The sequence below is a fragment of the Streptomyces sp. NPDC048111 genome, assembly GCF_043202815.1.
Lineage (GTDB): Bacteria > Actinomycetota > Actinomycetes > Streptomycetales > Streptomycetaceae > Streptomyces.
Window position 1 is genome coordinate 36,359 of sequence record NZ_JBIDBD010000007.1, and the last position, 24,316, is coordinate 60,674.

Here is a 24,316-nt window from a genome sequence, read left to right on the forward strand (position 1 = left end):
AGGTGATCCGAACGAGACGGCCTAGCCGGGAATCTCGCGCCCGGCCGCACAGCGGAACACGTACGCGGTCATCGGAGCGGTGACCGGCCCGGTGCCCAGCCGCGTCGTCATCTCTTCGAGGACGGCGGCCCGAACGGCAGGTCCGTCTCCGCGCCCTTCGACGGCCGCGCGCACGGGTGTTCCCGTGAGGAACCCCGTGGCAACGTCCTCGACGGACGCGGCGTGACCCTCCAGCGTCAGCTCCCGCGCTTCCTCGACGGCGAACCCGGCGGCCGTGAGATCGGCGGACACCCGAGCAGGGTCCGCGTAGCCGTGCGGCACCGTCGGGAGGAACCGCGGGGTGCCGACGGGGAAGGCCCGCTCCAGTCCGGCCTGAAAGGCGGCATCGAAGCTGTGGGATTCGAGCGTGCCCCAGGTGTTGCACAAGAAGTGGCCGTCCGGGGCCAGCACGCGCCGGACCTCGGTGAAGGCCGCGACCCGGTCGGGGAAGAACATGACTCCGAACTGGCAGACCACCAGGTCGAAGGCGCCGTCCTCGAACGGCAGGCGCTGCGCGTCGGCCTGCCGCCACACCGCGCTCGGGGCCCGGAGGGACCCGAAGCCAACCATCGTCTCGTTCAGGTCCGTGGCCGTCACCTGGGCCGAGGGGGCCGCCGCGAGCAGGGCCGACGTCAACGCCCCTGTACCGGCGGCCAGTTCGAGAATGCGCCGGGGCCGCAGCGCTGCCGCCCGGGCAGCCAAGTCCTCGGCGAAGGGCCGAAAAAGCACGGGCACGAGGAACTGCTCATAGGCGGCCGGCATGGACTCGGACCAGTGCCGATCGGCATCGCTTTCCATCATTCTGCTGACGGTAGCGCCGGGCCGGAGAACGGTCGGCCCGCCCCGCCGCGGGCGGTGTCCTTCCGAAGGTCGGGCACGTATCCGACGCTTCTGCCTCCGCATCGAATGGGGAGGGCTGGCGCGACCCGGTGCCGGACGGGTCAGTTGTCGCCGACCCAGACGGGTCGGCCTTCGGGCCGGCTCTGCTGACGGGGCCGATGGGTCAGCTTCGCCAGGTGGGCACGTCCGGCAGCGGTCCGGGCGGGCTGAGGGTGAGGCCGTGCCCGTCCGTGCGGCCGGTCAGCCAGCCCAGGAGAACTGCCGCCGGTCCCGAGACGCGTGGCCCGTGCCCGTCACCGATCGGACGCCGTGCCCCGTCTTCATCGGCGATCAGGACCATGCCGGGCACGTCGGCGCGCTCACGCAACCCGGCCGCTGTGGTGGCCAGTTCGCGGGCGACGAAGAAGGGGGGCCAGTCCGAAGGCCCGTGACCGCAGTCCAGGTCGGTGTGGTGGACCTCCACCTCACGCACCAGACTGCCCACGGCACGCCGCACGGGCCGCATCCCCGCGTCGAGCCAGCGCACCGGCACGTCCCACGCCGTGTCCGGGTGCTCGGCGGCGGCCTTCAGGAACCCGTCCAGCGCACCGCGCAGGTCCGCGGCCAGTTCTGGTGCCGGACGTCCGGCGCCCTCCTCGATCTCCCGCTCCCGCTGGGCCTCGTCGGCGTACTGCGGGGTGTCTGCGCCCGTGCGGGCGGCGGTCAGCAACCGGGTGCGCGAATCGGCGGCGCGGGCGATGTGCGTCAGCACGTGCGCGCGGCTCCACCCGGGCAGCAGCGAGGGGGCCCGCACGTCGTCGTCCGTCAGGCCCCGTGCCGTGGCGTGCAACCGCTCGATGGAGGCACGTAGGTGGGGCAGCAGGGCGGTGGGTGCCGTGTGTGCGTCGTGCGTCATGGGGGCTCCGTTCGGTGGGTGCGTGTCCTGCACTGGTTACCCCGGCTACCCCGGTTACCCCGGGACGGGTCTGCACCTTCCACGCACGTGCTGGGTCGATGCCGTCGATGTCCGTTAGTGACGTTCGCGACGTTGATGGGTGACGACCCGCCCGGCGTAACTACACATGTACGGTGCCGCCTCAACCCGCGGCGCGCGGCGGACCGCTGTGCCCGCCTGGCAACCGATACCGACCGCATGCCGCGGCCTTCTGCACGCTCGTGCTGTCGCTCGGGTCGGCGCGGGGGAAGGCGGACAGCGGGCGAAGGGGAGTGAAGAGATCCCGGGTGCTGTGTCGGCAGCGCCCGACTCCCGTGCTTCGTACAGGGGTTGGGTGCCGGGGGAGGGGCATGCCAGACTGGCGCTCATGAACCAAGGAATCGAGTTTTCTCACGCCCGGTGAGGCCGGCGCCCGTGCTGGATTTCGCTCCCCCTCCCGTGCCGCTGCTGCAACACGCCCTGAAGTTGCACCAGTTGAATCCGAATGCCTCTCTGTTCCACTGGGGTGAGCCGGTCCCCGGCCAAGCCGCCTTTCAATCTCGTCGCGGGGTAGAACACAACGAGCGCGGAGCGGCGGCGGCAGCGGCATTTGCTTGCCACCTTGCAGCCGGGCCGCCGTACTCGGCCCTGCGGGAGGCAATTCTCGACACGGGGCTCATAGATGCGGCGGATCCTCAGGTGGCTCAAGTGCTCGCGAACGTTCCGAGCGAGCAACTGAGGCGGCTCGGGTGCTCATGGGCGTACGAAGCCTTCGAGCCCGAGTTGGTGCACGCAGGACTTGAGCTGCTCCGAGGCAGGGCGACTGCGCGCGATGTACCCAATGTGCAAGTACTGGGCCTGCTCTCCCGCCTCTTCGGACGAGCGGCCCTCGACATCCTGGCCGGTCTGGAAGGTCAGTTGCCCGCGATGCTGTGGCCCGCCGATCGCAGTGACAGCTGGGGACGCGTTCACGCCGTCCACCTGCTGCGGCGAGAGCGGGATCACCGGGCCCGCGCATGGCTGTTGCGGCGTGCCGTCAATGGCGACCACCTCAACCAGTACTTCGCCGGCGAACTCGCGGAGGACCTTGCCATCCACAGCGTTCTCGCTACGCCTGCCCTCGACGCCGAGCTCGTGGATCATTTGGGCCGCATGCTGCGCATGATGACGAACTGTCAGGGCATGGGCCGACTTCTGGCCGACTACGTCTTTGCGGACACCGCACTGACCGAGTACGCGCGCCATGCAGCAGCACTTGCACCGACGATCGACCGCCACATCACTCTGCACGCGCTGCGGAAGTGGGCGCTGGTGCACACCTCCTCCACGGCCGCTGCGCTCACGACCCTCCTTCATCGACCTGGGTGGGAAGACGGCGTACGGCAACGCCTGCTCGATCCCGAGGAACCGTGGCACCCCGGAGGCGCCTGGCTGGCGGAGCAACTCTCACTGGACGTGGCCCGACTCGATCCTTGATCATGCGCACGGCCAAAGCGCTGCCCTGACGAAGGCTCTGTGCGGCGTGGGGGGGGCCTGATTTCGGTCCTTCGTACGATCGGGTGAGCTTCCATCGGCCAACGGCGAAGCCGAGGCGGGGCCGGCGCCCAGCTTGTTGTGACAACGGAGTGACCTGCCCGTATCCCTCGTGGAGGCGTCTCGTTGCCCAGGCATGAAGAAGATCGTTTCTGTAACTGCGCTCACTCTCGCTGGCCTAGCCCTCGCCGCCCCCGCCCACGCCGACAACGGCGACAACTTCGGGGGAGGTGTCAACGCGACCAACAACTGGAATTTCACTGCATCGGCGGTGTGCCTGCAGGAGGTCGCCGTCGTGCCGGTCCTTGGCGATTACGTTTCGGACCACGTCAACAACTGCTCCAACGGCAACGTCATTGACCACGTGGGACGGTAACCCCACGCCACAACTCCCTGGTTCGAGTGCCGGATTCCGGGCTTGCGCCAGGGGTGAGGGCCCTTCTGGAGGGGTGCTGGGGCCGCACCTGCGGATGCGGCTGATCTGCTGTGCTGGCAGGAGAGGGTGTGCTGCTCGGCCCGGAGGCGCGGTTATGGATCTGGTGTGTTCCGCCCGCTGGGCGGGCGACCGCTTGCGGCTCCGAAGGGAACCCTCTCGTTGCCCGCGCGCTGTCAGACGCGTGCCCGCCCCGGCGGGGCCGGCGCTGGCGCGGGCCGGTGTACCGAGGCGCGACAGGGCGCTGTACCTCAGGGGAGCGACTCGGGATGATGCCGACATGGACGCAACAGGTGTTGCCGCGATCCTGGCTCTCACCGGGATACCCGTGAGCGTGTTGGTGAGCCGCTGGCAGCTGCGCGCCGCGCTGCGGCAGGCGGAAGTCTCGCATCTGGCCGCTCTGCAGCTGGCGGCCGAGAACCACCGAAACGCCTTGGAAGCCGTGGAGGTCAACCATCGCAACGCTTTGGCACTCGCGCGGAGACAGGCCGAGGCAGAGCGCATACGGTGGCTGACCGAGGCCCGTCGCTCCGAGTACAGGCTCTTCGAGTCGGCGCTGGCGCAGTACCGGCGCGCACTCATGGCTCCCGAGCCCCTCGCGGAGGACGTGATCGCTGCCTTCGACGAAGTGCACCACAGCGTGAACCACATTCATGCCGTGGGGCCCGAAGAGGTGAGCCGAAGCGCGAGCAGCATCCTCGGCGAGTGCAGACAGCCGGCGATCGACTATCAGATGGGCAGGGCCCCCGATGCGGAACGACGGGAGGAGTGCTGGGCTCGCATCAGGACCCTACGGCGCGACTTCCATGACGAGGCGAAGACGGTCCTCGAAGGAGCGCCGAGTTGAATGTCCGGGCTGTGCAGCCACGCGCAGATGGCCGTGGCGGCGGCGGACTGTGAGAGGTGATGAGCGTCTTCGACGGGAAGGCCGCGCCTGCCTTGTCGTCATCTATGCCGGCCCAGAGGGACCACTCTTCGCGGTCAGGAGGGTGACCCGCGCCGTGCACTCACCGTCGGCCGGCCCTGGTAGTGCCTGGGTCGTTCATGGGCTGTTGGGGTGGTCTGGCGTGGCTGGGGCCAAGAGGCGGGGTAGCTGGCTGAGGTGCCATCAGGCACGTCCATGCGATGTGCCGCACATCTGCTGTCGCGGGTGTGCCGGCAGACAGAAAGGGACCCTATGCGTAAGTTGCTCGTCACCCTCTCGGCGCTCGCTGCCACCGCCCTGGTGCCGTTGGCCGGCGTCGTGGCGACCGCTCCGGCTGCTCATGCGGCCGACTTCGGTGGATGCCTGGAGTTCATGGAGCAGTTCGGTGCCGGCGAGGCGTGTGCCGTGGGGGCCCGGGACGGCGCCGACGCGTGTGTGGAGGTCGCGCGGGACAAGTTCGGCGTTCCGGAGTTCCTCTCGCAGCGTCCGTGCGAGCTCGCGACGCGCCCCTGATCCACGAGTGGCAGCCTGACGCCGGGCCTTCCGCACACAGGCCGCGCACAGGCCGCGCATCGGCCGGGCGCGAAGTGTCGCCGCAACGGAGCACGTCGGGCCCGGCCGGATCGATGTCTTCTTTGTGGATCAGGGCGAAGGCTGCGCGGCACCGGCGAACATCCCGTACATGGCGCTGAGCAGAGCCACGTCGTGCAGGGCCGCGAAACCCGCGTCCTTGCCGACGTAGGTGGTGCCGGCCGGTACGGCGAGGGTCTCCCGGTGCCGCTCGAACAGTTCCCGCGAGCCACTGTAGAAGACGTAACCGGCGGCCTCCGGGACGCCGATCATCGGCGGGACGGACATGATCCCGCCGTCCAGGTAGCGGGCGCCGCGTTCGCGGGTGACCTCCACTCTGACGCTCAACAGTTTGTTGAACTTAGAGTCGATAGCGGGGAATGTCAACGCGTTGCCAAACAGGTTTGGGTGAGCCTACGGTCTGTCTCGCTGCCCGCGGCCCGACGGTCACCAGGCGACAGCGAACGCACATGAGGACGACGTGGATCAGAGTGTCCGCGTCGGAACAAGGAAGACATGACATGGAGCCCTCGATCAGAATCGCCCCGGCTGTCCGCGCCTCTGTCACGCACTGATGCGCTGGATGAGGACCGTAAGCATGATCGAGCAGCCATCGTTCGGCCGCCGGTTGCGGCAGCTGAGGCGGCAGCAGGGGAAAGCGCAGTCGGAGCTGGCGGGACCGGGCATGTCGGCGGCCTACCTCTCCCGGCTGGAGTCGGGTGCCCGGCCGCCGACCCAGCGAGCCGTCCAGTACCTGGCCTCACGGCTGAATGTGACGCTCGACGCCTTCAGCACGAACGAACCGTCGAGTCTGGTGGACGTTCTGGCCGCAGTTCAGGCTTCGGCCGCCGACGAGCCCGAGCTGCGCGCGCGGCTGCAGACGGCCCTGGCCGCCGCAGGCACAGAGGATCCGGGCCTGCGCTGGCAGGCCCACGCCCACCTGGCCTCCCTCCTGTCCGACGAGGGGGGCCGGCAGGAGGCTTCCGAGCACCTGCGCATGCTGGTATTGCTCAGTGACGAACTGAGGCACACGTCCTTGCAGGTGCACTCGCGCCTGAGGCTGGCCCGGTGCCTGCGGGCGCTGGGGCACGTCGAGGAAGCGCGGGCCGTCGCGCGTGAGGGCCTGCGCCTGGGCGACGAAATGGCCTGGGTCGGGCCGGACTTGCTCCGCTGCAGGCTGTTGGTCGCTTCCGTCACGGCCGAACTTGGGGATCTGGCAGAGGCGCTGCGCCTTTCGCAGGAGGCCTGTGACAGCCTGCGCAACCGCACGGGGCCGCTGGCCGCAGAGGCGTTGTGGACGATGGCCACCCTGTCGAGCAGGCAGGGTGATCACGAGCGGTCGGCCGTCTGCATGCGCCAGGCTGCGAGCGTCCTGGACAGCCGGGACGACCTGCTGCTGTGGATGCGGCTGCGGCTGGCCGCGGCGGCCCTGGTCCTTCGGGCCGTGCCGCAGGATCTCGCCGAGGCCGAACGCCATCTCGACGAGGTGCGCCCGGCCCTGGGCCTGGTGGGAAGCGTCCTGCACGAGTACGAGTACGCCTTCTTGCGGGCCCAACTGGCTTACGGTCGAGGCGACTTCAGTGAGGCCGGGTCGCTCTGCGCGGTAGCGGCCGAAGGGGAGGACCACCTCAACTTCCGCGACCAGATCCTCTTGGGGATGCTGCAGGAGCAGATCCGGATCAAAGAGACCGGGGACGCGGGCGGTGGCCATCTCGGTGACCTCGCCGCAGCGGCACAGCGCCAGGGCATGCTCGATCTGGCTGCCGAAATCTGGCGCGTCCTCGCGGAGGCGCGTGCCTGACGCCATCTTCAGGCGCCCCTCGGTGCCGCCGCGGCGGCCCGCGCGGCGCGACAACCGGCCCCCTGGTCGCGGCGGGGGCTGCTGTTCGCCGGATCCACCTCGAACGAGTTCGGACCACCCCTTCCGGCCTGGCCGGCGCCTGCCTACGCGAGGCCCGGCTCCGGCCCGCCCCCGGAATCCGCCCCCCCGATCCTGCCCGACCACCACGATCCCCTTGGAGAACCATGACTTCGTCCATTCCGTCCACTGGCCTCGGCAGGGCCCAACTTGAGGACGGCCTACGGGAGTTGGGGGTGCGGGCAGGTTCCGTGCTCATCGTGCACGCCTCGCTGTCCGCGTTCGGGCCCGTCCAGGGCGGTGCCGACGCCGTCGTCGGTGCGTTGCTCGACTGTCTCACTCCCTCCGGCACCCTCGTCGTACCCACCTTCACCCCCGAGGTCAGCGACCCTCATGCACATGTAGAGCAGCCCAGCAGTGACAAGGTGATGGCCGCCCGCGACGAGGTCCCGCTCTTCCACGACGCCCTGCCCACCTCCATGGGGGCCGTGCCCACCGCCGTCCTCGCCCGCCCGGACCGCCTGCGGGGCACCCACCCCCAGGCCTCTGTCGCCGCGATCGGGCCCGCCGCCCGGCGCATCACCCGCCAGCAGCCCTTGGCCTACGCACTCGGTACCGGATCGCCCTTCGACGTCCTCCACGAGCTCGACGCCGACATCCTGCTGCTCGGAGTCGGCCACAACCGCAACTCCTTCCTGCACTACGCCGAGAGCCGCGTCCCCCATCACCGCCGCAAACTGCGCCGCTTCCCCTACCTCGTCGACGGGCAGCGCCTATGGGTCGAGGCCCGTGACGTCGGCGACGACAACGGCACGCACTTCCCGCGCATCGGCGCGGAGTTCGCCGCCACCGGCCAGGACCGCACCCGCACGATCGGCCGGGCCGAGTGCCGGCTCATGAACAGCCGCGCCCTCGTGCCGTTCGCCGAGCAGCGCCTGGGGGAGCTGCTGAGCGCCGGCGCGTGAGGCCCTTGGGGCCGTCCGGCGCCGTAGCGGTTGCGAGGTCCGTCGGCGCCGTACGAGAGCAGAACGGCGGCCCGTAGGGCAATGGGGGCAGCCCCACCTCCAACCGGGTGGGTGACCGGATCACATGCAGGGGCTTCGCCGACAAAGACTGGGTCCGTCAAGCACGTTGTCGCCCATCTGCCTCGGAGGAGCCTCCTGTGTATGTGCACGCGCACGCGACGGACCAGTCATGTCCCGTGGGGAGGAGGGCGGGTGCGAGCCTCGGGGTGCGGAGTTGGCGCATCGCCGCTGTCGGCGCCGTCGCGAGCGCTTTGTTGGCCGCCGGATTTGCTCCGCCCGCGGCGGCCGCGGACTCCCGGGCGACGTCCGCCGTGGGGGACGGGCACCGCGCTACCCGGCAGGCGCTCGACGGCGTGGTCCGGGACGGGCCGCCCGGCGGGGTCGTGTTCGCCGAGCAGGGACATGACGTCTGGGCGGGCCGCGCGGGCGTCGCCGATCTGGCAACCGGCCGCCCGGGGAGAGTTGACGACCGGTTCCGAGTGGGTTCGATCACCAAGACGTTCGTGGCCACCGTGATGCTCCAACTGGAGGCCGAGCGCAAGCTGAGCCTGGACGACACGGTGGACCACTGGCTGCCCGGTCTGGTCGAGGGCCACGGACACGACGGAGCGAAAGTGACGCTCCGTCAACTGCTGAACCACACCAGCGGTATTTACAGCTACACCGACGACGCAGGCTTCAAGCACAAGGAGTTCAGCACCGACTTCCTGCGGTACCGCTACGACACGTGGACGCCGCGACAACTCGTCCGGCTGGCGATGAACCACCCGCCCGTCTTCGAGCCCACGGGCGAAGGCGACAACTGGAGCTACTCCGACACCAATTACGTCCTCGCCGGCATGGTCGTCCAAGCGGCCACCGGCAACTCGTACGCCCGGGAGATCGAGCGGCGCATCCTGCGTCCCCTGCACATGGACTCCACCACCCTGCCCGGAACCGGCGCCCGCGTACCCGGGCCCGCGGGGCGGGCCTACTCGAAGCTCACCGGGGAGCTAGCGGGGCCCGGTGAGCCGGCGGGCGCCACGTACGACGTCACCGAACTCAACCCGTCGCTCGCGGGCGCCGCGGGCGAGATGATCTCCACCTCCCGTGACCTGAACAGGTTCTACCGGGCCCTGCTCTCGGGGCGCCTTCTGCGGGAACGGCAGCAGAAGGAGTTGACCGCGACCGTGCCGGTCCCCGGGGCGCCCGGTGTCTCGTACGGCCTGGGGCTGATGAAGATGACACTGTCCTGCGGCGTCGAGATATGGGGCCACAACGGCGCGATCCAGGGCTCCATAGCGCAGACCGCCGCCACCGCGCGCGGCGCTCACGTAATGACGCTCCACTTCAACGGCGACTGGAACGTGCACGAGCAGCGCGTCGTCGACGCCGAATTCTGCGGGAGCTGACAGCGCCCCCGCCGGGGCCTGGTCGTGGGCCGGGCGTTACGGAGCTGGTCCGCCTCCAGGGTTTCCGGCCATCACGGCATCCGACTCGTCACGTCGGCGCCCCCGCTGTGGGCGTCGCCGGCCCTGCCCTGCGCCCGCCCACCACGTCCGCGCGGTTCACGGGCTCACGCCAGCAGCGCTGCGGCGAGTTCGTGGGGACGGGCGGCGAACGGACTGTGACTGCCCGGCAGGGTGCGCACGGTGAACGGGTTGGCGGGCATGGCCCGGTCGGCTTCCGCGATCATCAGATCCTGCACGGCCACGGGCAGCGCCCGGTCGTCCGCGCAGCGCACGAAGGTCCGCGGGACGCGACCCCACCGGTCCGGGGTCACGACGACCGGGGTGGTGGGGATCGCCAGCGGCAGGTCGGGGGTCAGCGCGCGGCGCCAGCGGTCGAAGCGGTGCGGGGGAGTGTCGTGGTAGTGCGTCTGCCGCAGTTCCTCGACGTAGGCGGGGTCCTGTGAGAGGGGGTTGATCCGGACGGCGCCCAGTTCCCCGGGGTCGCCGAGGTTCAGACCCCGGCCTCGTGCGGCCGAGTGCTCGGGTGCGTCGAGGTAGTCGAAGAACCGGGGCCGTGCGGCGGGCACGAACGCGGAGAGGTAGACGATCTCGTCGACGAGTTCGGGTGCGCGCTCGGCGGCCAGTGACGCGGGGGCCCCGCCCGCGCTGTGCGCCACGAGCACGACACGACGGTGGTGGCGGGCCTGGCGCAGCGCGTCCAGTACGGCCTGGGTGCTGTCGTCCATCGTCACGGTGGCCAGCGCGGACTTCTCGGTCAGCAGGCCCGGTTGGCCCGGCTGGAGGTATCCGCTGGGCAGTGGCGCGTCGAAGCCGTGTCCCGGCAGGTCGATCGCCGTGCTCGCGGCTCCGAGTCCGGCGAGTGCGCGCCGCGTCGCCGCCCACTGCGCGGAACCGTGCCAGGCCCCGTGCACGAAGACGAAGACGGTGTCTGTGGAGGAAGGAGCAGTCATGACCGCATTCCACGTGTCCCGACTCCGATCATCCATCGAAAGATCTGGCAAGCTGGTCCGCGATATCCGTGAGGTATGGAAGGGAGCCCTGCGTGGAGGCGCGGCACCTGCGATACGCCTTGGCCCTCGCCGAGCACGCGCACTTCGGCCGGGCGGCGCGTGCGCTGGGCATCGCGCAGCCCCCGCTGTCCAAGCAGATCGCCGACCTCGAACGAGACGTGGGTGCCCGCCTGTTCGACCGCACGCGTCAGGGCGTGTTCCCGACCGCCGCGGGTGCGGCCTTCCTCGCCCGGGCGCACAGGGCGCTCGACGAGATGACCGCGGCGTCGGTCGACGCGGCGAGGGCAGCACGCGGCGAGACGGGACGGCTGCGCCTGGGGTTCATCGCCTCCGCGCTGCTCGAACCCCTGCCGGACGTCCTCGGGCGGTTCGGCCGCGAACGCCCCGAGGTGCGACTGGAACTGCGTGAGATGGCGACCAGCCGCAGCACGGCCGCACTCGTCGCGGGCGAGCTCGACGTGGCGATCGGTCTCGGCCGTCCACGAGGCATCGGGGCCGAGCGGTTGCTGTCGGTCCCGATCGGTCGTGACCACCTGGTCGCGGTGGTGAGCAGCACCCATCCGTATGCGGGACAGTCGTCGGTGGGCGTGGACCAACTGCGGCAGCAGCCGTTGATCGTGGCCCCGGAGGAGGACGAGCCCGCTGTTGCCACCGGGCTGCGGACTCTGCTGGGCGGCGACTCCCCGGCGCTGCTCGGTGCGACCGTGGCCAGGGACGTCCACACCATCATCGGCCTCGCCGCCTGCGGGATCGGCGTCGGCCTCGGTCCCTCCCGCATGCTGACGGCGCCGCGGCGGGGCACGTGGTTCTGCGAGGTGACCCCGCACACGCCCCTGCCCGATCTGGTCCTGTCGTGCCAGGCTCGCGACCGCTCCCCGGCATTGAACGCCTTCCTCGACGTCGTCCGACAGGACTGTCCCGAGGCCGGTGCCGTGCTCGACCACCGGCTCGGCTCACTCGAACCACGATGAGGCGTCCAGTTCGATGGTCCCGGGGTGTGGATGGTTACGCTGGGTCCGCGAGCTGAGGAGGCTGTGTTCCCTATGGGTGACGGGCAGGGTTCGGCGCGGTCCGAGCAGGAGGACGCGCTCGGAGCTGCGTGGGAAGCTCACCGGCCTGCGGTCTTCGGCGCGGCGTACCGGTTGCTGGGGAGCGTGGCCGACGCCGAGGACGTGACCCAGGACGTGTGGCTGCGGGCGGCCGGAGCCGATCTGCGGGACGTCGGTGATCTGCGGGCATGGCTGGTGACGGTGGCCGCTCGGCGGTCGTACGACATCCTCAGGAGTGCCCGGTTCCGCCGCGAGAGCTACGTCGGGCCGTGGCTGCCGGAGCCGCTCCTGACGGGACCGGACGCTTCGCAGCCGGTACTCGTCGACGAGTCCGTCACCTCGGCCATGTTGCTGATCATGGAGGAGCTCAGCCCGCCGGAGCGGGTGGCTTTCGTCCTGCACGACGTCTTCGGCGTCGAGTTCGCCAAGATCGCGGAGGTGCTGGAGGTCGCCGGGCCGGCCGCCCGGCAGCTCGCCTCGCGGGCGCGACGGCGGGTGGCCAAGGCCAGGCAGTCCGTGCCGCAGGCGTCGAAGACCGAGCGCGAACGCCTCCTCGCGGTGTTCCGAGCCGCGTACGAGGCCGGAGACCTGGCCGCACTGGTCCGGCTCCTGCACCCGGACGCCGTCTACGTCACCGACGGCGGAGGCAGGGTGTCCGCGGCACGCAAGCCCATCCACGGCGGCGAGCGCGTCGCCGAGGTCATGGTCCGTGTGGGGCGCCAGTGGCAACCCGACCGCATCGACTTCGCCGAGGTCGGTGGCGAGCTCGCCCTCGTGTTCCACCGCGGCGGCCGGGTCTTCTCCGTGGACACGGTCCAGATCACGGACGGATTGATCAGCCAGTACCGCCGGGTCGTCAATCCCGACAAACTCGCGCGCCTCTGAGCTGTCACACCCGCGGGGGCTACCTCGTCTCCCTGGTGAGACAGCACACGAGCGACGAATCGAAGGAACCATGAACGACCCCCAGCGCGTCAACATCGCCAAGCAGCACCCCGCCTCGTACAAGGCCCTCACCGCCCTGTCGACCGAGGTGCAGGAGGCGGCCGCCGCAGTGGACCTGGATCCGCTCCTGGTCGAACTGCTCAAGATCCGGGCCTCCCAGATCAACGGCTGCGCCTTCTGCCTGCGCATGCACGTGCGCGACGCCCTCGCGATGGGTGAGAGCGCCGACCGGATCGCCGTACTGCCCGGGTGGGAGGAGACCGGCTACTTCTCCGAGACGGACCGCGCCGCACTCCGCCTGACCGAGGCCGTGACACGCGTGTCGGACGGGCATGTCAGCGACGAGGACTACCACGCCGCTGCGGCCGTACTCACCCACGACCAGATCTCGGCCGTCGTCTGGCTGGCCATCCTGATGAACGCCTTCAACCGGGTCGCCATCGCCAGCCGCTTCACCGTCGACCGCTGACGGTGCTGATGACGGCCCGCAGGCAGTAGCCGGCGAGGCGCCGCCCCGGCTCCGGAGACCGCGGCTCCGGACCGCGGGCTGCGGGCTGCCGGCTGCGAGTGAACGCCAGGACGAAGTTCTCGCGGACACCCGACGCCGGCAACTCCCCGCAGCGCAGGACCAGTTGCGATCTCCAGGTCGTGCCCCGGCCGGGCCCGCGCCGGTCGTGTCCGAACCCTTTCTGCCCACTTAGTCCTTCGACGGATCGAGGGACTGCCCGGACGGGGTGGCCGCCCACGATCGCCCGTCCTCGTCGAGCGAGGACGGGACGTCACGGGAAGCAACCCGAAGGGGATCAGACATGAGCGTGGCAACCTTTCTCAACCGTCCTGTGTCTCTGAGCGACGGTCCCGCCGACCCGACGATCGATCCATCCCTGCTCACCCCCGGATCCTTCACGGTGTCCGCCCAGTTGCTGCAGGACGCGGTGGCGGCGAACGGCGTTTCGGTGGGCGACGGCGCCTACAACCAGGAAGCCCTGTTCGCCAACCCGTTCAAGGACGGGCGTGAAGAGGCGCTGGTCATCGACGAAGGCAACTTCCTGACCTACCTCCAGCGGACCGACACATCGGACACGGGCTGGGCCAAGTCGCAGGTGGTGGACGACAGTTCCACTGCCTACAGCCTCGCCGAGGTCGTCGTCGTGCGGCACCCGAGCGGGGACATGTACGCCGTGTGCAGCCCGCAGTCGGCCTCGGAGCCCGCGTTCTGCCTGAAGCTCGTCCTGAGTGAACGGCTCGCGGACGGCACCGCGATGTGCACATGGACGGACAAGCTCGAATTCCCCAGCGTGCCCTCCACCTACGCCCGTTCCCTCTGCGTCTCGTACGCGCCGGACACGGGACCGGTGGTGCTGGCGGGCGGCCGCGGCGGCGGAGTGTACGGACTGGGGCTCTACCCGGTGCTCCCGGGGACGGGAACCGTCCCGTGGGTGAACATCCTGGGCACGCTCGGCGTGTCGGACCTTCCGCTGGCGGGCGGCGGCCTGGTGCCGTACCGCTCCCAAACCGGCCAGTCCATGGTCGTCATCAGGTACTACCTGAACGGGCAGACGCTGATCCGGGAGGAGTTGAACAAGAACGGGACCACCCGGCACGCCACGGTCAGTACGAACGTGCAGCAGTTCTGCGGCACGTTCTACGTCCCTTACTTCAGCTACACCTACCCCCGCGGTGACGTCGGCTTCGCGTACCTGGACACCCTGGGCAACCTCGTCACCGGGAGCGGATACCCCGGAGAGGACCTGCAGAGCACGATCACCTCCGGCCTCGGCTTCGCCGGGCAGACGACCTGCTGGCAGGACGCGGACGGACTGCTCCATGTGTTCGGCCTCGACAGCGGTGCGACGCTCCGGGTGCTGCACTCGACGAGCTGGCGGCAGGTGGCGAACTCGATGGGGTCTCCCTATGTGCAGCCCCAGTGGACCTCGGCCGTGGTGGCCGGAGCGCCGTCGGGCATCGGCGGATTCGACCTGATGAACGCGGCGGACCGGCTGGTGGCCTTCGACTTCACCGGATCCGGCACATCGGACCACCTCTTCGCCTACGGGCCGGGTACGGCATCCGACCGCCCCGCGGTCGCCGTCCTCGAGCACGTCCCGAACGGCTTCACCACCGTGTACGAGGCGACCGGTGTCCCGGGCTACTCCTTCGATCCCGTCAACGACGACGTCGTGGCGATCGACTACACGGGGTCGGGCAGCGCGGACCATCTGCTGATCTACAACCGCCTCGGCAACTCGGGTGCGTACGCGATCGTCAAGGGCGTGCCGACCGGCGACGGGGAGACCGTCATCGAAACGGTGGCCACCGGCTTCAACGGCCTGGCCGCCCGGTACCCCGAGTTCACCCCGGAAGACCGCATCGTCGCGTTCGACTACGGCCGGACGGGCAAGAACGAGTACCTGCTGGCCTACCGGCCGGGAGCCGGGCAGGCGTTTCTGCTCACGCCGAGCACGGGCACGTCACCGGCGTTCCCGTACGAGGTCGTGAAGGTGTTCAACGGCGGCATCGTGCCCGGGTTCAACCTGATGAGCTACGCGGATCTGATGGCCGGCTTCGACTTCAACTCCACCGGCAGCGCCACCCACCTGCTCATGTACCGGCCGGGCACCGGGCTGGTCTGCATCGCGACATCGGACGGCAACGGCGGCCTCAAAGCCGTGATCACCAACACGGACGGGATCGGCGGCTGGGACCTCGCCGAGCCCGAGGACCGGCTGGTTCCGTTCGACTACACCGGATCGGGTTGCAACGACCACATCCTGTCCTACCGTCCCGGCAACACCACCGGGCACAGCGACGGTCAGGCATGGGTCCTGGCGAGGGAAGGAACCACCAACAACTACCTCGTGCCGGTGCGTTCGGACAGCGGCGGTCTGGGCGGCTACGACTTCCGGTCCGCCGCCGACACCGTGACCGGCCTGGACTACGCGGAGACCGGCGGCCTGTCCTTCCTCGTCGCGTACCGGCCCGGTACCGGCAAGGTGTCGGTCATCGGCCGGCGCGGCGGCCAGGACGTGGTCAGTCCGGTCTATCAGGCCCCGCCGAACTCCAACATCCCGGTCACCGTGGGTCTGCACGCCAAAGTCGTCGACTTCCAGCTGGACCCCTACCCGGACTACAAACCCTCCGAGCTGATCAAGATGGAGGGGGCGACGGACGCGGAGGCGTACTGCGTCTGCACCCAGGACGTGACGACCTCTCAATGGCAGACCGACAAGGTGCGCCTTCCCGCCGCGACCCCCGACACGCCCGCCCCGGTGTACATGGTGTCCCACTACCTCGCCAACGCCACCCTGCTCGACAGGACGGGGCGCCCGATGGGCGGGCACAACGTCAGCGTGTCGGCCAACACGCTGGTCGAGGTACAGCTCGGCGAGGTCTCCTACCAGGTCGGGCCGGGCCGGGCCATCGTCACCACCACGGACGCCAGCGGAAAGCTGGTCATCGCGATCGCCGCGCGGGGTCTCAACCCGCCGACCGTGCATCTCAACGCCGACGGCCTGGAACGGGGCACGGCGATCGACTTCGCGTCGGACGTCAACAACTTCCTGGCGGGCAACGGATCGCTGCCCTCACAGACCGGCACCTTCACCGCGGAACTCCTGGAGACGGCCCAGACCCACTCCAACACCACGGGCACTCCGGACGAACCGCTCGCCGACTGGACGAAGCTGAAGGACCGCGGGCTGACTCCGCAGGTCGTCATCGACCACTGCACCACCGTGTACGGGCAGGCCGCCGGCAGCACCGAGATGCCGAAGGTCGTGTTCGACGGGTGCGACGAACCGCAGCCGATCATCGGCTACGTCATCCAGCTGTGGAATCCGGACCGGCCGGCGTTCCAGGCCTTCCGCACCCAGGACGAACTCGACGGCTACAAGGCGCAGCGCAGCACACATCCGTCCTACGGCGGCCTGTGGGACGACTTCACCGGCTGGGCGTCGGACGTCTGGGAAGGCATCAAGACCGGTGCCACCCAGGTCGCCGAGGTCATCGTCTCCAGCATCACGGAGATCGCCGTCATGGTGGGTGACGCCATCGTCTCGCTCGGCGAGATGATCATCGAAGCGATCGAGCAGGCCATCCAGGTCGTCGAAGCGGTGTTCCAGATGATCGCCGACGCCGTCATGAGCGTCATCGACTGGCTCAAGTCCCTCTTCGCGGTGAAGGACATCTGGGACACCAAGACGGTCATCGAGAGTGTGGCGACCCAGTCCATCTCCTTCATCGCTCCGACCATCACCCACTACCAGGGCGAGGTGAGCGGCTGGTTCGCGCAGCAGAAGCAGGAGGCCACCGCTCTGTTCGAAGGCCTCAAGGTCCAGTACCGGGGAACGCGCCTGGGCGACTTCCAGAACAGCACGCCGTCGGTCAGCGACTCGACGGGCACCTCGGTGAGCCAGGACAGCATCAAGGAGAATCCGCAGGCCAACTGGATGTCGTCCAAGATCTCCGGCATGGAGACCAGGAACCCCCAACTCTTCGACAGCGTCCACCAAGGCTTCGGGGACTCCAGCATCCTCGACCAGATCATCGCCGCCGTCACCAGCAGCGGCATCCCGGCCGTCTTCGAGAGCTTCGAGACGCTTCTGCTCGACCTGTTCTCCTTCGACGATCCGTCCGCTGCGGACCACAGCCTGGTGGTCGATCTCATCGACGTGATCGAGAAGATCGCGCTGGCCGTCCTCTCGATCTTCGACCAGATCGTCTCGACGATCCTCGGCCTCGTCGCCGGCGCGGCCAAGACGGCCTTCGATCTCCTCACGGCGCCGCTGGACATCCCCGTCGTCACTCAGCTCTACAACTGGATCGTCGAACTTGCGGGCGCACCCGAGGAGGACATGTCGATCCTGCGCCTGATGTCCCTGGCGTTCGCGTTCTTCGGCACGGTGATCTACAAGCTGTGCGTGGGCGTGGACAGCGCGCCCTTCCCGCGCGACGCCAACGGCAATCTGCCCGCCTTCACCATCCCGGCGCCGCCCTGGATGCCGACACCGCCCCCGAACGCGGGACAGGGAGGCGCGGGTGCCGCACCACAGACGGACATCAACTTCATGGCCCTGCTCTACAACGGATTCATCGGCGGCATCGGCGGCTGGCTGACAGCCCTGTTCGGCGGGGTGTTCACGGACGCGGCGGTTCCCGGTGAAGGGACGACGATCGCCGGCAAGTGGCCCTTCTACGTCAACTTCGCGAGTCTGCTGTTCGGCGTGCTGGTGCCGGCGTTCCCGCCGATGACCGGAACGGCCTGGGGAACCAAGTGGTACTGGGACGCCATCGCCGGCACCCTGTGCATCTACACCGCGATGGAGGCCGTCTGCCTGGGATTCCCCATCGCCCTGAAGAACGCGGGCGTCGAACCCGACGACAGCCCCCTGCCCAACCCGGGCTCCATGTGCGCCTTCCTGATCGGCTGCCTCCTGCTGGGGTTCCAGGCCTACGCGGTCAGCCAGGAAGGGGACGAGATCCCCGTCGGCCTCCAAGTGACCCTCATCGCGGGCCCGTTGCCCATGATCTTCCAGATCGTGCGGGCCATCGTGAAGAAGGTGACGAAGGCGCCGGACAAACGCCTCGCCGTGTGTGCCGTCCTGGCCGGGGTCAACGCGGTGGTGAACACCATCTCCTTCATGTCGGCCGCCATCACCGACATCATCGAGCTGGTGAACGCGCCCCAGTTCACGGGAGCCGGCGCCGTCGCCGAGGGCGAAGTGGGGATGAACTTCGAGTACACCCTGCAAGCGAGCGGCGGGACGGGGGAGTACCACGGAAAGCTCGAGGCGGGCAGTTCGCTCCCCGACGAGCTGGAGTTCGAGCAGGAGGACGGCAAGAACTCGGCGGCTGTCGTCGGAGTCCCCGTGCAGTCCGGTACGTTCCCGGTCTCGCTGCGCATCAGCGACTCGTTCACCCCGCCCCTCACCACGCAGGCGGGCACCGTCACGTTCACCATCGCGCCGACGCCGGTGGGCTCGATGTCGATCGAGGGGGACGCCGACCCGTCCATGGAGGCCGCCACCCTGCTCGCCGAACCGTTCGCGGTCACGGTGTACGGGAAGCCGGAAGCGGGAAAGGCGGCGCAGCCGCTGGCCGATGCCGTGGTGCGCTTCTCGGTCGGCGGCGCGCCGGCGGCGGACAGTGCGTCGGGCGCGTTCTACCCCGCTGGATTCGACGCCTCGCCCCAGCTGACGTGGGACGTGGTCACCGACGAGGAGGGCACCGCTACCGCGCCGTCGTTCTGCGCCAACGGGGTGACCGGGACGTACGAGGTCACCGCACAGGTCCCGGGCACCAACGCCAAGGCCACCTTCAACGTGGTGAACACGGCATCGACGATCACCGACCTCGTGGCCGCCTCGGGCACGCCCCAGTCCACGAGCGCGCCGTCGCAGGCCCTTTCCCTCATCTACGTCCCTGGCGGGACCTTCGACATGCAGATCATCGCGAAGGTGACGGCCGGCGGGAATCCGTGCCCGAATGTCCTGGTCACGTTCTCCGTTCCGGCGCTGGCGCCCATTTCGCTCCCCGCGGGTTTTCCGCAGCACAATTACGGCGCGTTCTCGGACAGCGGGACTCAGCAGCATCAGGTCCTCACCGATGAGGACGGGCGGGCGAATGCCGGGCTCTTCACCGGAAGCCGTGCCTGGATCGAGTCAGGCGACGCGAACCCGTTCACGGTGACGGCCCAAGTGGCCGGCGTGCCGGACAAGAAGGCGGAGTTCTCCCTGAAGTACACCTACTCCGACTGACCTCCCCCACTCATACGCCCTGCGGGGGTTCACCGGACGGCCGGCGAACCCCCGCAGGGTCATGTGGGCAGCGCTTGATTATCCCTTTTCCTCCGCATTCGACGTGCTGTCGGTCCGATTCGGTTCCGTCACCTGCCGAGGCGCCCGGCCGTTCAGGAGAGCGTCGAGCCGGGCCTTCGAATCGCCCGGAAGGAATTGCCGGACCAGGCCGAACAGGAAGTCCGGGCTGCTCATTTCAGCGGGCATGGTGATGGAGAGCTTGGCGCACCTGGTGCACTGTTTGGCCGTCGGCTTGTCCCGTCGGCACGGCCGCCTGGACGTCAGGAGGTGGAACGCGGTGAAGGGATCGCCGCACTCCTGCCCTGTGCACTCGACCGCACCGTCCGCGTGGACCCACACGGTTCCGTCGCAACGGGTGTCGTCGGACAGACCGTGCCAGGCGAAGGCCAGCCGGGTCCACGCCTTCCGCTGCGCCGTCGTATCGGCCTTCATCGACGGTGACGACGCAGGGGTGGCCCTTCTCCGGCCGTCACGCGCGTGCCTACTTCTGGTCATGATTCCTCCTGGTGACGGCATCCGGCCGCGGACCTTTCGCGCTGCGGCGGCAGACGGCGCCGGCTCTCCTGCGAGAAGGGCGGTCGACGGTGCTGACTGCCGGAGTTCCGAGACGTGCCGAAGCGCCGGTCAAGACCGCTCGAAGTCTCCAAGCGGGCCACCAGGGACGGCAGATGCGCGCCCAGACGGTGCCGCAGACGCGGGGGGAGGTCGCCCGCGTTCGTGTCCAACCAGGAGAGGACGGAGCGGTGCAGATCGGGTGGCAGGTCGTCCACGATCCAGATCCGGACGGCTCCGGACTCGATCATCGCGATGCAGGAATCGTCCACCGGGACCTGATCGTCGACGGGCTCGGCCACCGCTTCGAGGGGGGACATGGACTGCGCGCCGCGCAGCACGTTCATCACGCCGCCTCGCGGGGCGAGGGCGGCGGCCAGGTCGTAGGTCTCCCGGGCGGACAGGGTGCGCGACAGCTTCTGTGTGAGCTGCTCCTCGGCGGCCAGGAACTGCTCGCGGGCCCGTCGCTGGCCCCGTGTCAGGGTGTCCTCGTGCCGGGCGACCGAGGTGAACGCACCCCGCAGCCGAGCCTTGAGCAGGGCCGGCCACTCGTGGAAGCGCCGCCAGTCGATGCGTTCGACGGACTGGTAGAACTCCCACACGGCCTCGCTGCGCACCGCGTCGCGATCGGCTCGCGCCGGAAGGTGGGCTGCCATGCGGTTGGCCGTGCGGGTGATCCACGGCCACAGGAGGTGGACGAGCTCCTGCTTGAGGATTGCCTCGGGTTCCCCGGAGAGCGCCCGCGCGGCGAGCGGCGCGAGTGCCCCGTCGATCCATTTCCGGTCGTACGGGTTGACGGACGTGCTTTCCGGTTCCGTCACGTCTCTTTGGCTATCGGCATCGTTGGGCGCGGTGGATAAGGTGCTCATTCCTGACCAGACTTTCTGTGCGCGACGCAGAGCGCGACGTGCGTCGCAGCAGGCGTCCGCGCGCGTGTGCAGAGGGTGTGGCAGCTAGGATCCCGACGACATCTGGCTCAGTCGATGGAGAAGCCATTCCTCGAAAACCGTGAATGAGGTGGCCACGATGTCCAGGAAATCCGAGTCTATTTCGTGCGGACTCTGCCGACAGGTGTGGCAATGGTGAGGCTGCGCCATTGTGGCTCCAGGGTGGAGAGCGTGGGTTCTCTGCGAGAAATTCCCGTGCGAATGCATCCCGTGCGCGACCGACAGCGCAACGGTGAACTGCATGAAACGCGCAGAGGCACTGCTCCCCAAGCGAGCCTGCGTCAATTCCCTACAGGCGAGTCTGCTACGCGCGTACCGGCCATTCAACGACGCGGTATGCCAAGAAACAGTAAAGACGGCGCCCCGTGGTTTAGGGCATAGGGTGCGGCTTTACCGTGGGTGACGATTATGGCGTTCACGGCATGGTGAAGCCGAGTTCTCTCGGTCCACCGCCGTCGTCGGTGCCGGGCTCGGCCGCGTTCGGTCGCCTCCGCCGACACCGTTCCGCGCGGACGGGCCTCATTGTTCGGACGGCCCCGCCCATGGAGCCAGCATCGTCAACTCGGCGAAGTAGCCGTAGATCGCCGCCTGTTGAACGGGCGGGGAAGCTTGTCGAACAGCGTGCGGGCACCCGCGTCGCGTCGCGATCTCCTCGTGTCTGACCAGCGGTGACGTTGTGCGTCCGGGCGGCGGTGGCTTGGCGGGTGCGTGCGGGCGGTCTGCTAAGTGACGGTGGTGACGTGAATCCGCCGGATGTGGGCCGGCGTTCCTTTCGGCGAGAGCCGCTTCGTCCAGGTCGCGCACGCCGTGTGCTCGACGTGCGCCTTCGGTGCGACCAGGCTTCCGGCGGCGACTCAGGTGGAGGCGGCGTTGCCGGACAGTGCGGTGTGCAGGGCGAAGCCGCCGAGTAGCCCGCCCGCTGTGAACCGTTGCGCGAGCAGGACGCGAGGCCGCGTGGCCAGGAACCTCGACAAGCGTGCTGCGCCGAGCATGATCAGACCGTTCACGGCGATACCCACGACGATCTGCACGGCACCGAGCTGAAGCAACTGCGCCCAGTCCGGGCCACGTTGGGGGTCGAGGAATTGGGGCAGCAGCGCGGCGTACATCAGGGCGATCTTGGGATTGAGCAGATTGGTCAGGAGGCCCATGGAGAACAGACGGGCGCCGGACATCGGAGGTACGCCCTGGGCCGGGGCGAAGGGCGACCGTCCGCCGGGCCTGAGCATGTCCCAGGCGAGGTAGGCCAGGTAGGCCGCTCCGGCGAGCTTGACCACCATGAATGCCACCGGCACCGCGGCGAACAGCGCGGACAGGCCCGCAGCGGCGGCCAGCAGATAGCACACGAACCCGACGGCGGTTCCCCCGAGGCTGACCAGCCCCGCCCTGCGGCCCTGCGTGATGGCCCGGGAAGCGAGGTGAATCATGTTCGGTCCGGGCGTCAAGGCCATGCCCAGTTCAACGAGGGCCACTCCTGTGACGGCGGTCGGAGCGATCACCGGCGAATCTCCCGTTCTTCGTCGGGAGCCCCTTGAGGAGCAGGGCTGCCCGATGGTGAGGGGCGGAGGTGGCGCTCGTAACGCGCCGGCCCGCCCACGGGTCAGCATAAGGCTTAGCTGATCAGCATTGTTATGCGCCTACCCTCTTCCTGGGCGCTCGCTGCGACCCCGTCCACGGAGTGGAAAAGGCATCTTCCCCGGGATCCATCGAGGCAGGGTCGACGGCATTCAGAAGGTGACGGATCGTCAGTAGTACGGCGGCGGCCTGCGCGTACTGCGCGGTGGCTGCCCGCGAGTACTACCGGTAACGGGGGCTGGCCATACCCTCGTTCAACCGGGCAGCCGGATGGTCGCGAGCGTGCCGCTTCGGCGACGGTGGACCTGTCCCGAACAAGTCGCCCACAGATCCCACAGACAAGGCACCATCGTGCGCATCGTCACCGCCACCGCTGTCGCGCTGGCCCTCGCCTGCGGAGCCGCGCCGGCCAACGCCGCCCCTCGGCCCACCCCCGACGGCATCTGGCGCATGGACGGCTACGGCACAGTGCTGTCCATCCGGAACGGAACGCTCCAGGAGTACCAGACCACCGGCGTCAGCTGCCTCGTAGGCGACTCGGCACAGCAAACCGGCCCCGACACCTACACCACGCCTGGCGGGACCGTACTGACGATGCGCACCCAGGGCCGCGACCGTGGAGCCCTGCGGGAGCACGGCTCGGTCGGCGACCGGAACCTGCGGCGGATCCCGAAGTTGCCCGACACCTGCACTCGTCCGACCCCCAAGGGTCCGATCGCCGCCTTTGACGTCTTCTGGCAGTCCTTCGAAGAGAACTACCCCTTCTTTGCTGCCAAGGGCATCGACTGGCACGCCGTACGCGACCAATACCGGCCGAGGGTGCACGAGAAGACGACCAAGGACGAGCTCTACGCCGTCCTCTGCGCGATGGTCAGGCCGCTCTACGACTCCCACGTCGCCGTCCAAGACGGTGACCGCGTCTTCGCGCAGGGGCGCCCCGGCACCGTCCTGCCCACCGGGACGTTGGACGCCAAGGTCAAGCAGTTCATCGTGGCGCACGACCTGAAGGACGCCCGTAACCGCCAGGACTTCGCCAACGGGCGGATCACCTACGCCGACCTCCCCGGCGGGCAGGGCTATCTGCGGATCTCCGGCTTCGGCGGGTACGCGGGCGACGGCGCGCCCTACGCCGTCCAGCTGGCCGAGCTCGACAGAGCGCTCGACACGGTCCTCGGCCAGGGGCGCGCCGGGCATCTCACGGGCCTGATCATCGACCTGCGGATCAACGGCGGGGGTTTCGACTCCCTGGGAATCCAGCTTGCCGGACGCCTGACCGACACCCCCTACGCCGCCTATTCCAAGCGGGCTCGCAACGACCCCGCCGACCCCACCGGGCACACCCGTCCCCAGCCCGCGTATGTCACGCCCGTCGCGGGCCCGCGCTACACCGGTCCGGTCGCCGTGCTGACCGGCGGCTCGACCGTCAGCGCGGGGGAGACCTTCACCCAGGCCCTCATGGAACGGCCCGGCAGGACGGTCCGGATCGGACAGCCCACCCAGGGCGTGTTCTCGGACGTCATGGTGCGCAGGCTCCCCAACGGCATGTCGGCCTGGCTGCCGAACGAGGAGTTCCTGACCAGCTCGGGGAGGACCTTCGACGGCACGGGCATCCCGCCGCACCTCACCGAGCCGGTCTTCACCAAGGACGAGTTCGACAAGAAGAGGGACTCGGCCTTCAGCAGGGCTGTCCACGTCCTCCGGAACCACGGTGGCACACCGAACTGACGCAGGAGCAGCGGGAATTGCATGCCGAAGGGCCCCGGGTGGGCCGACGGTCGGCGAGCAACTTCCCGCCGGCCGACGAGTGGATGGCGGCACTCGGCCGCACGGCGCCCG

18 protein-coding genes and 1 pseudogene are annotated in these 24,316 nt (G+C 69.2%); 12 read left to right on the plus strand and 7 right to left on the minus strand.

Features of this window, described 5'->3' with window-relative positions; all coding sequences use genetic code 11:
• Positions 1-21: 21 nt before the first annotated feature.
• Complete coding sequence (locus tag ACGF3I_RS14815; RefSeq protein ID WP_393131854.1) at positions 22-840, minus strand: class I SAM-dependent methyltransferase; 819 nt, start codon at positions 838-840, stop codon at positions 22-24.
• A 202-nt stretch (positions 841-1,042) separates the two neighbouring features.
• On the minus strand, positions 1,043-1,774 hold the full coding sequence (locus ACGF3I_RS14820) for a maleylpyruvate isomerase family mycothiol-dependent enzyme (protein ID WP_393131856.1): 732 nt from the start codon (positions 1,772-1,774) through the stop codon (positions 1,043-1,045).
• Between the two features lie 477 nt (positions 1,775-2,251).
• Between ACGF3I_RS14820 and ACGF3I_RS14825 the strand changes: the two genes are divergently transcribed.
• The 4 genes from ACGF3I_RS14825 to ACGF3I_RS14840 all read left to right on the plus strand — a co-directional run bounded on the left by ACGF3I_RS14825 (position 2,252) and on the right by ACGF3I_RS14840 (position 5,196).
• The gene (locus ACGF3I_RS14825; protein WP_393131858.1) at positions 2,252-3,268 is read left to right on the plus strand and encodes a hypothetical protein; all 1,017 of its coding nucleotides are present in this window, start codon (positions 2,252-2,254) and stop codon (positions 3,266-3,268) included.
• A gap of 193 nt (positions 3,269-3,461) precedes the next feature.
• Positions 3,462-3,701, plus strand: a complete 240-nt coding sequence (locus ACGF3I_RS14830) for a hypothetical protein (RefSeq protein WP_393131860.1) — start codon at positions 3,462-3,464, stop codon at positions 3,699-3,701.
• A gap of 337 nt (positions 3,702-4,038) precedes the next feature.
• Entirely contained in the window at positions 4,039-4,605 is a 567-nt protein-coding gene (locus tag ACGF3I_RS14835) for a hypothetical protein (protein WP_393131862.1), read from the plus strand.
• A gap of 330 nt (positions 4,606-4,935) precedes the next feature.
• Positions 4,936-5,196, plus strand: coding sequence for a hypothetical protein (locus tag ACGF3I_RS14840; RefSeq protein ID WP_393131864.1), 261 nt, complete (start codon positions 4,936-4,938; stop codon positions 5,194-5,196).
• A 105-nt stretch (positions 5,197-5,301) separates the two neighbouring features.
• Here ACGF3I_RS14840 and ACGF3I_RS14845 read toward each other — a convergent pair.
• A pseudogene (locus ACGF3I_RS14845) lies at positions 5,302-5,592 on the minus strand (NAD(P)-dependent oxidoreductase); the annotation flags it as partial.
• Between the two features lie 259 nt (positions 5,593-5,851).
• On the opposite strand from ACGF3I_RS14845, the gene ACGF3I_RS14850 reads away from it, so the two are divergent.
• The 3 genes from ACGF3I_RS14850 (at position 5,852) to ACGF3I_RS14860 (ending at position 9,527) form a co-directional block, all read left to right on the plus strand.
• Entirely contained in the window at positions 5,852-7,054 is a 1,203-nt protein-coding gene (locus tag ACGF3I_RS14850; RefSeq protein WP_393131866.1) for a helix-turn-helix domain-containing protein, read from the plus strand.
• Between the two features lie 224 nt (positions 7,055-7,278).
• Positions 7,279-8,076: an aminoglycoside N(3)-acetyltransferase gene (locus ACGF3I_RS14855; RefSeq protein WP_393131868.1), complete on the plus strand. Its 798-nt coding sequence runs from the start codon at positions 7,279-7,281 to the stop codon at positions 8,074-8,076.
• A 266-nt stretch (positions 8,077-8,342) separates the two neighbouring features.
• Positions 8,343-9,527: a serine hydrolase domain-containing protein gene (locus tag ACGF3I_RS14860; RefSeq protein WP_393131870.1), complete on the plus strand. Its 1,185-nt coding sequence runs from the start codon at positions 8,343-8,345 to the stop codon at positions 9,525-9,527.
• Positions 9,528-9,691: 164 nt separating this feature from the next.
• On the opposite strand, the gene ACGF3I_RS14865 is transcribed toward ACGF3I_RS14860, so the two are convergent.
• Entirely contained in the window at positions 9,692-10,537 is an 846-nt protein-coding gene (locus ACGF3I_RS14865; RefSeq protein ID WP_393131872.1) for an alpha/beta hydrolase, read from the minus strand.
• A gap of 92 nt (positions 10,538-10,629) precedes the next feature.
• Here ACGF3I_RS14865 and ACGF3I_RS14870 point away from each other — a divergent pair, with 92 nt between their 5' ends.
• The 4 genes from ACGF3I_RS14870 (at position 10,630) to ACGF3I_RS14885 (ending at position 19,346) form a co-directional block, all read left to right on the plus strand.
• A complete protein-coding gene (locus ACGF3I_RS14870) occupies positions 10,630-11,568 on the plus strand; it encodes a LysR family transcriptional regulator (protein ID WP_393131874.1) in 939 nt (312 codons plus the stop codon).
• Positions 11,569-11,640: 72 nt separating this feature from the next.
• Positions 11,641-12,531, plus strand: coding sequence for an RNA polymerase sigma factor SigJ (gene sigJ / locus ACGF3I_RS14875; RefSeq protein WP_393131876.1), 891 nt, complete (start codon positions 11,641-11,643; stop codon positions 12,529-12,531).
• Between the two features lie 70 nt (positions 12,532-12,601).
• Positions 12,602-13,060: a carboxymuconolactone decarboxylase family protein gene (locus ACGF3I_RS14880; RefSeq protein ID WP_393131878.1), complete on the plus strand. Its 459-nt coding sequence runs from the start codon at positions 12,602-12,604 to the stop codon at positions 13,058-13,060.
• Positions 13,061-13,400: 340 nt separating this feature from the next.
• A complete protein-coding gene (locus tag ACGF3I_RS14885; RefSeq protein WP_393131880.1) occupies positions 13,401-19,346 on the plus strand; it encodes a hypothetical protein in 5,946 nt (1,981 codons plus the stop codon).
• A gap of 78 nt (positions 19,347-19,424) precedes the next feature.
• On the opposite strand, the gene ACGF3I_RS14890 is transcribed toward ACGF3I_RS14885, so the two are convergent.
• The 3 genes from ACGF3I_RS14890 to ACGF3I_RS14900 all read right to left on the minus strand — a co-directional run bounded on the left by ACGF3I_RS14890 (position 19,425) and on the right by ACGF3I_RS14900 (position 22,404).
• On the minus strand, positions 19,425-19,838 hold the full coding sequence (locus ACGF3I_RS14890) for a hypothetical protein (RefSeq protein WP_393131882.1): 414 nt from the start codon (positions 19,836-19,838) through the stop codon (positions 19,425-19,427).
• Between the two features lie 59 nt (positions 19,839-19,897).
• Positions 19,898-20,779: a hypothetical protein gene (locus tag ACGF3I_RS14895; RefSeq protein WP_393131884.1), complete on the minus strand. Its 882-nt coding sequence runs from the start codon at positions 20,777-20,779 to the stop codon at positions 19,898-19,900.
• A gap of 980 nt (positions 20,780-21,759) precedes the next feature.
• Positions 21,760-22,404, minus strand: coding sequence for a LysE family translocator (locus tag ACGF3I_RS14900; RefSeq protein ID WP_393131886.1), 645 nt, complete (start codon positions 22,402-22,404; stop codon positions 21,760-21,762).
• A gap of 427 nt (positions 22,405-22,831) precedes the next feature.
• Here ACGF3I_RS14900 and ACGF3I_RS14905 point away from each other — a divergent pair, with 427 nt between their 5' ends.
• The gene (locus tag ACGF3I_RS14905) at positions 22,832-24,205 is read left to right on the plus strand and encodes a S41 family peptidase (protein WP_393131888.1); all 1,374 of its coding nucleotides are present in this window, start codon (positions 22,832-22,834) and stop codon (positions 24,203-24,205) included.
• Positions 24,206-24,316: the final 111 nt, after the last annotated feature.

Bases quoted from the DNA above. Each gene is read 5' to 3' on its own strand.
- sigJ (WP_393131876.1), top strand. From the start codon at position 11,641: ATGGGTGACGGGCAGGGTTCGGCGCGGTCCGAGCAGGAGGACGCGCTC.
- ACGF3I_RS14890 (WP_393131882.1), bottom strand. From the start codon at position 19,838: ATGAAGGCCGATACGACGGCGCAGCGGAAGGCGTGGACCCGGCTGGCC.
- ACGF3I_RS14840 (WP_393131864.1), top strand. From the start codon at position 4,936: ATGCGTAAGTTGCTCGTCACCCTCTCGGCGCTCGCTGCCACCGCCCTG.
- ACGF3I_RS14865 (WP_393131872.1), bottom strand. From the start codon at position 10,537: ATGACTGCTCCTTCCTCCACAGACACCGTCTTCGTCTTCGTGCACGGG.
- ACGF3I_RS14820 (WP_393131856.1), bottom strand. From the start codon at position 1,774: ATGACGCACGACGCACACACGGCACCCACCGCCCTGCTGCCCCACCTA.
- ACGF3I_RS14835 (WP_393131862.1), top strand. From the start codon at position 4,039: ATGGACGCAACAGGTGTTGCCGCGATCCTGGCTCTCACCGGGATACCC.
- ACGF3I_RS14885 (WP_393131880.1), top strand. From the start codon at position 13,401: ATGAGCGTGGCAACCTTTCTCAACCGTCCTGTGTCTCTGAGCGACGGT.
- ACGF3I_RS14815 (WP_393131854.1), bottom strand. From the start codon at position 840: ATGATGGAAAGCGATGCCGATCGGCACTGGTCCGAGTCCATGCCGGCC.
- ACGF3I_RS14855 (WP_393131868.1), top strand. From the start codon at position 7,279: ATGACTTCGTCCATTCCGTCCACTGGCCTCGGCAGGGCCCAACTTGAG.
- ACGF3I_RS14830 (WP_393131860.1), top strand. From the start codon at position 3,462: ATGAAGAAGATCGTTTCTGTAACTGCGCTCACTCTCGCTGGCCTAGCC.
- ACGF3I_RS14880 (WP_393131878.1), top strand. From the start codon at position 12,602: ATGAACGACCCCCAGCGCGTCAACATCGCCAAGCAGCACCCCGCCTCG.
- ACGF3I_RS14850 (WP_393131866.1), top strand. From the start codon at position 5,852: ATGATCGAGCAGCCATCGTTCGGCCGCCGGTTGCGGCAGCTGAGGCGG.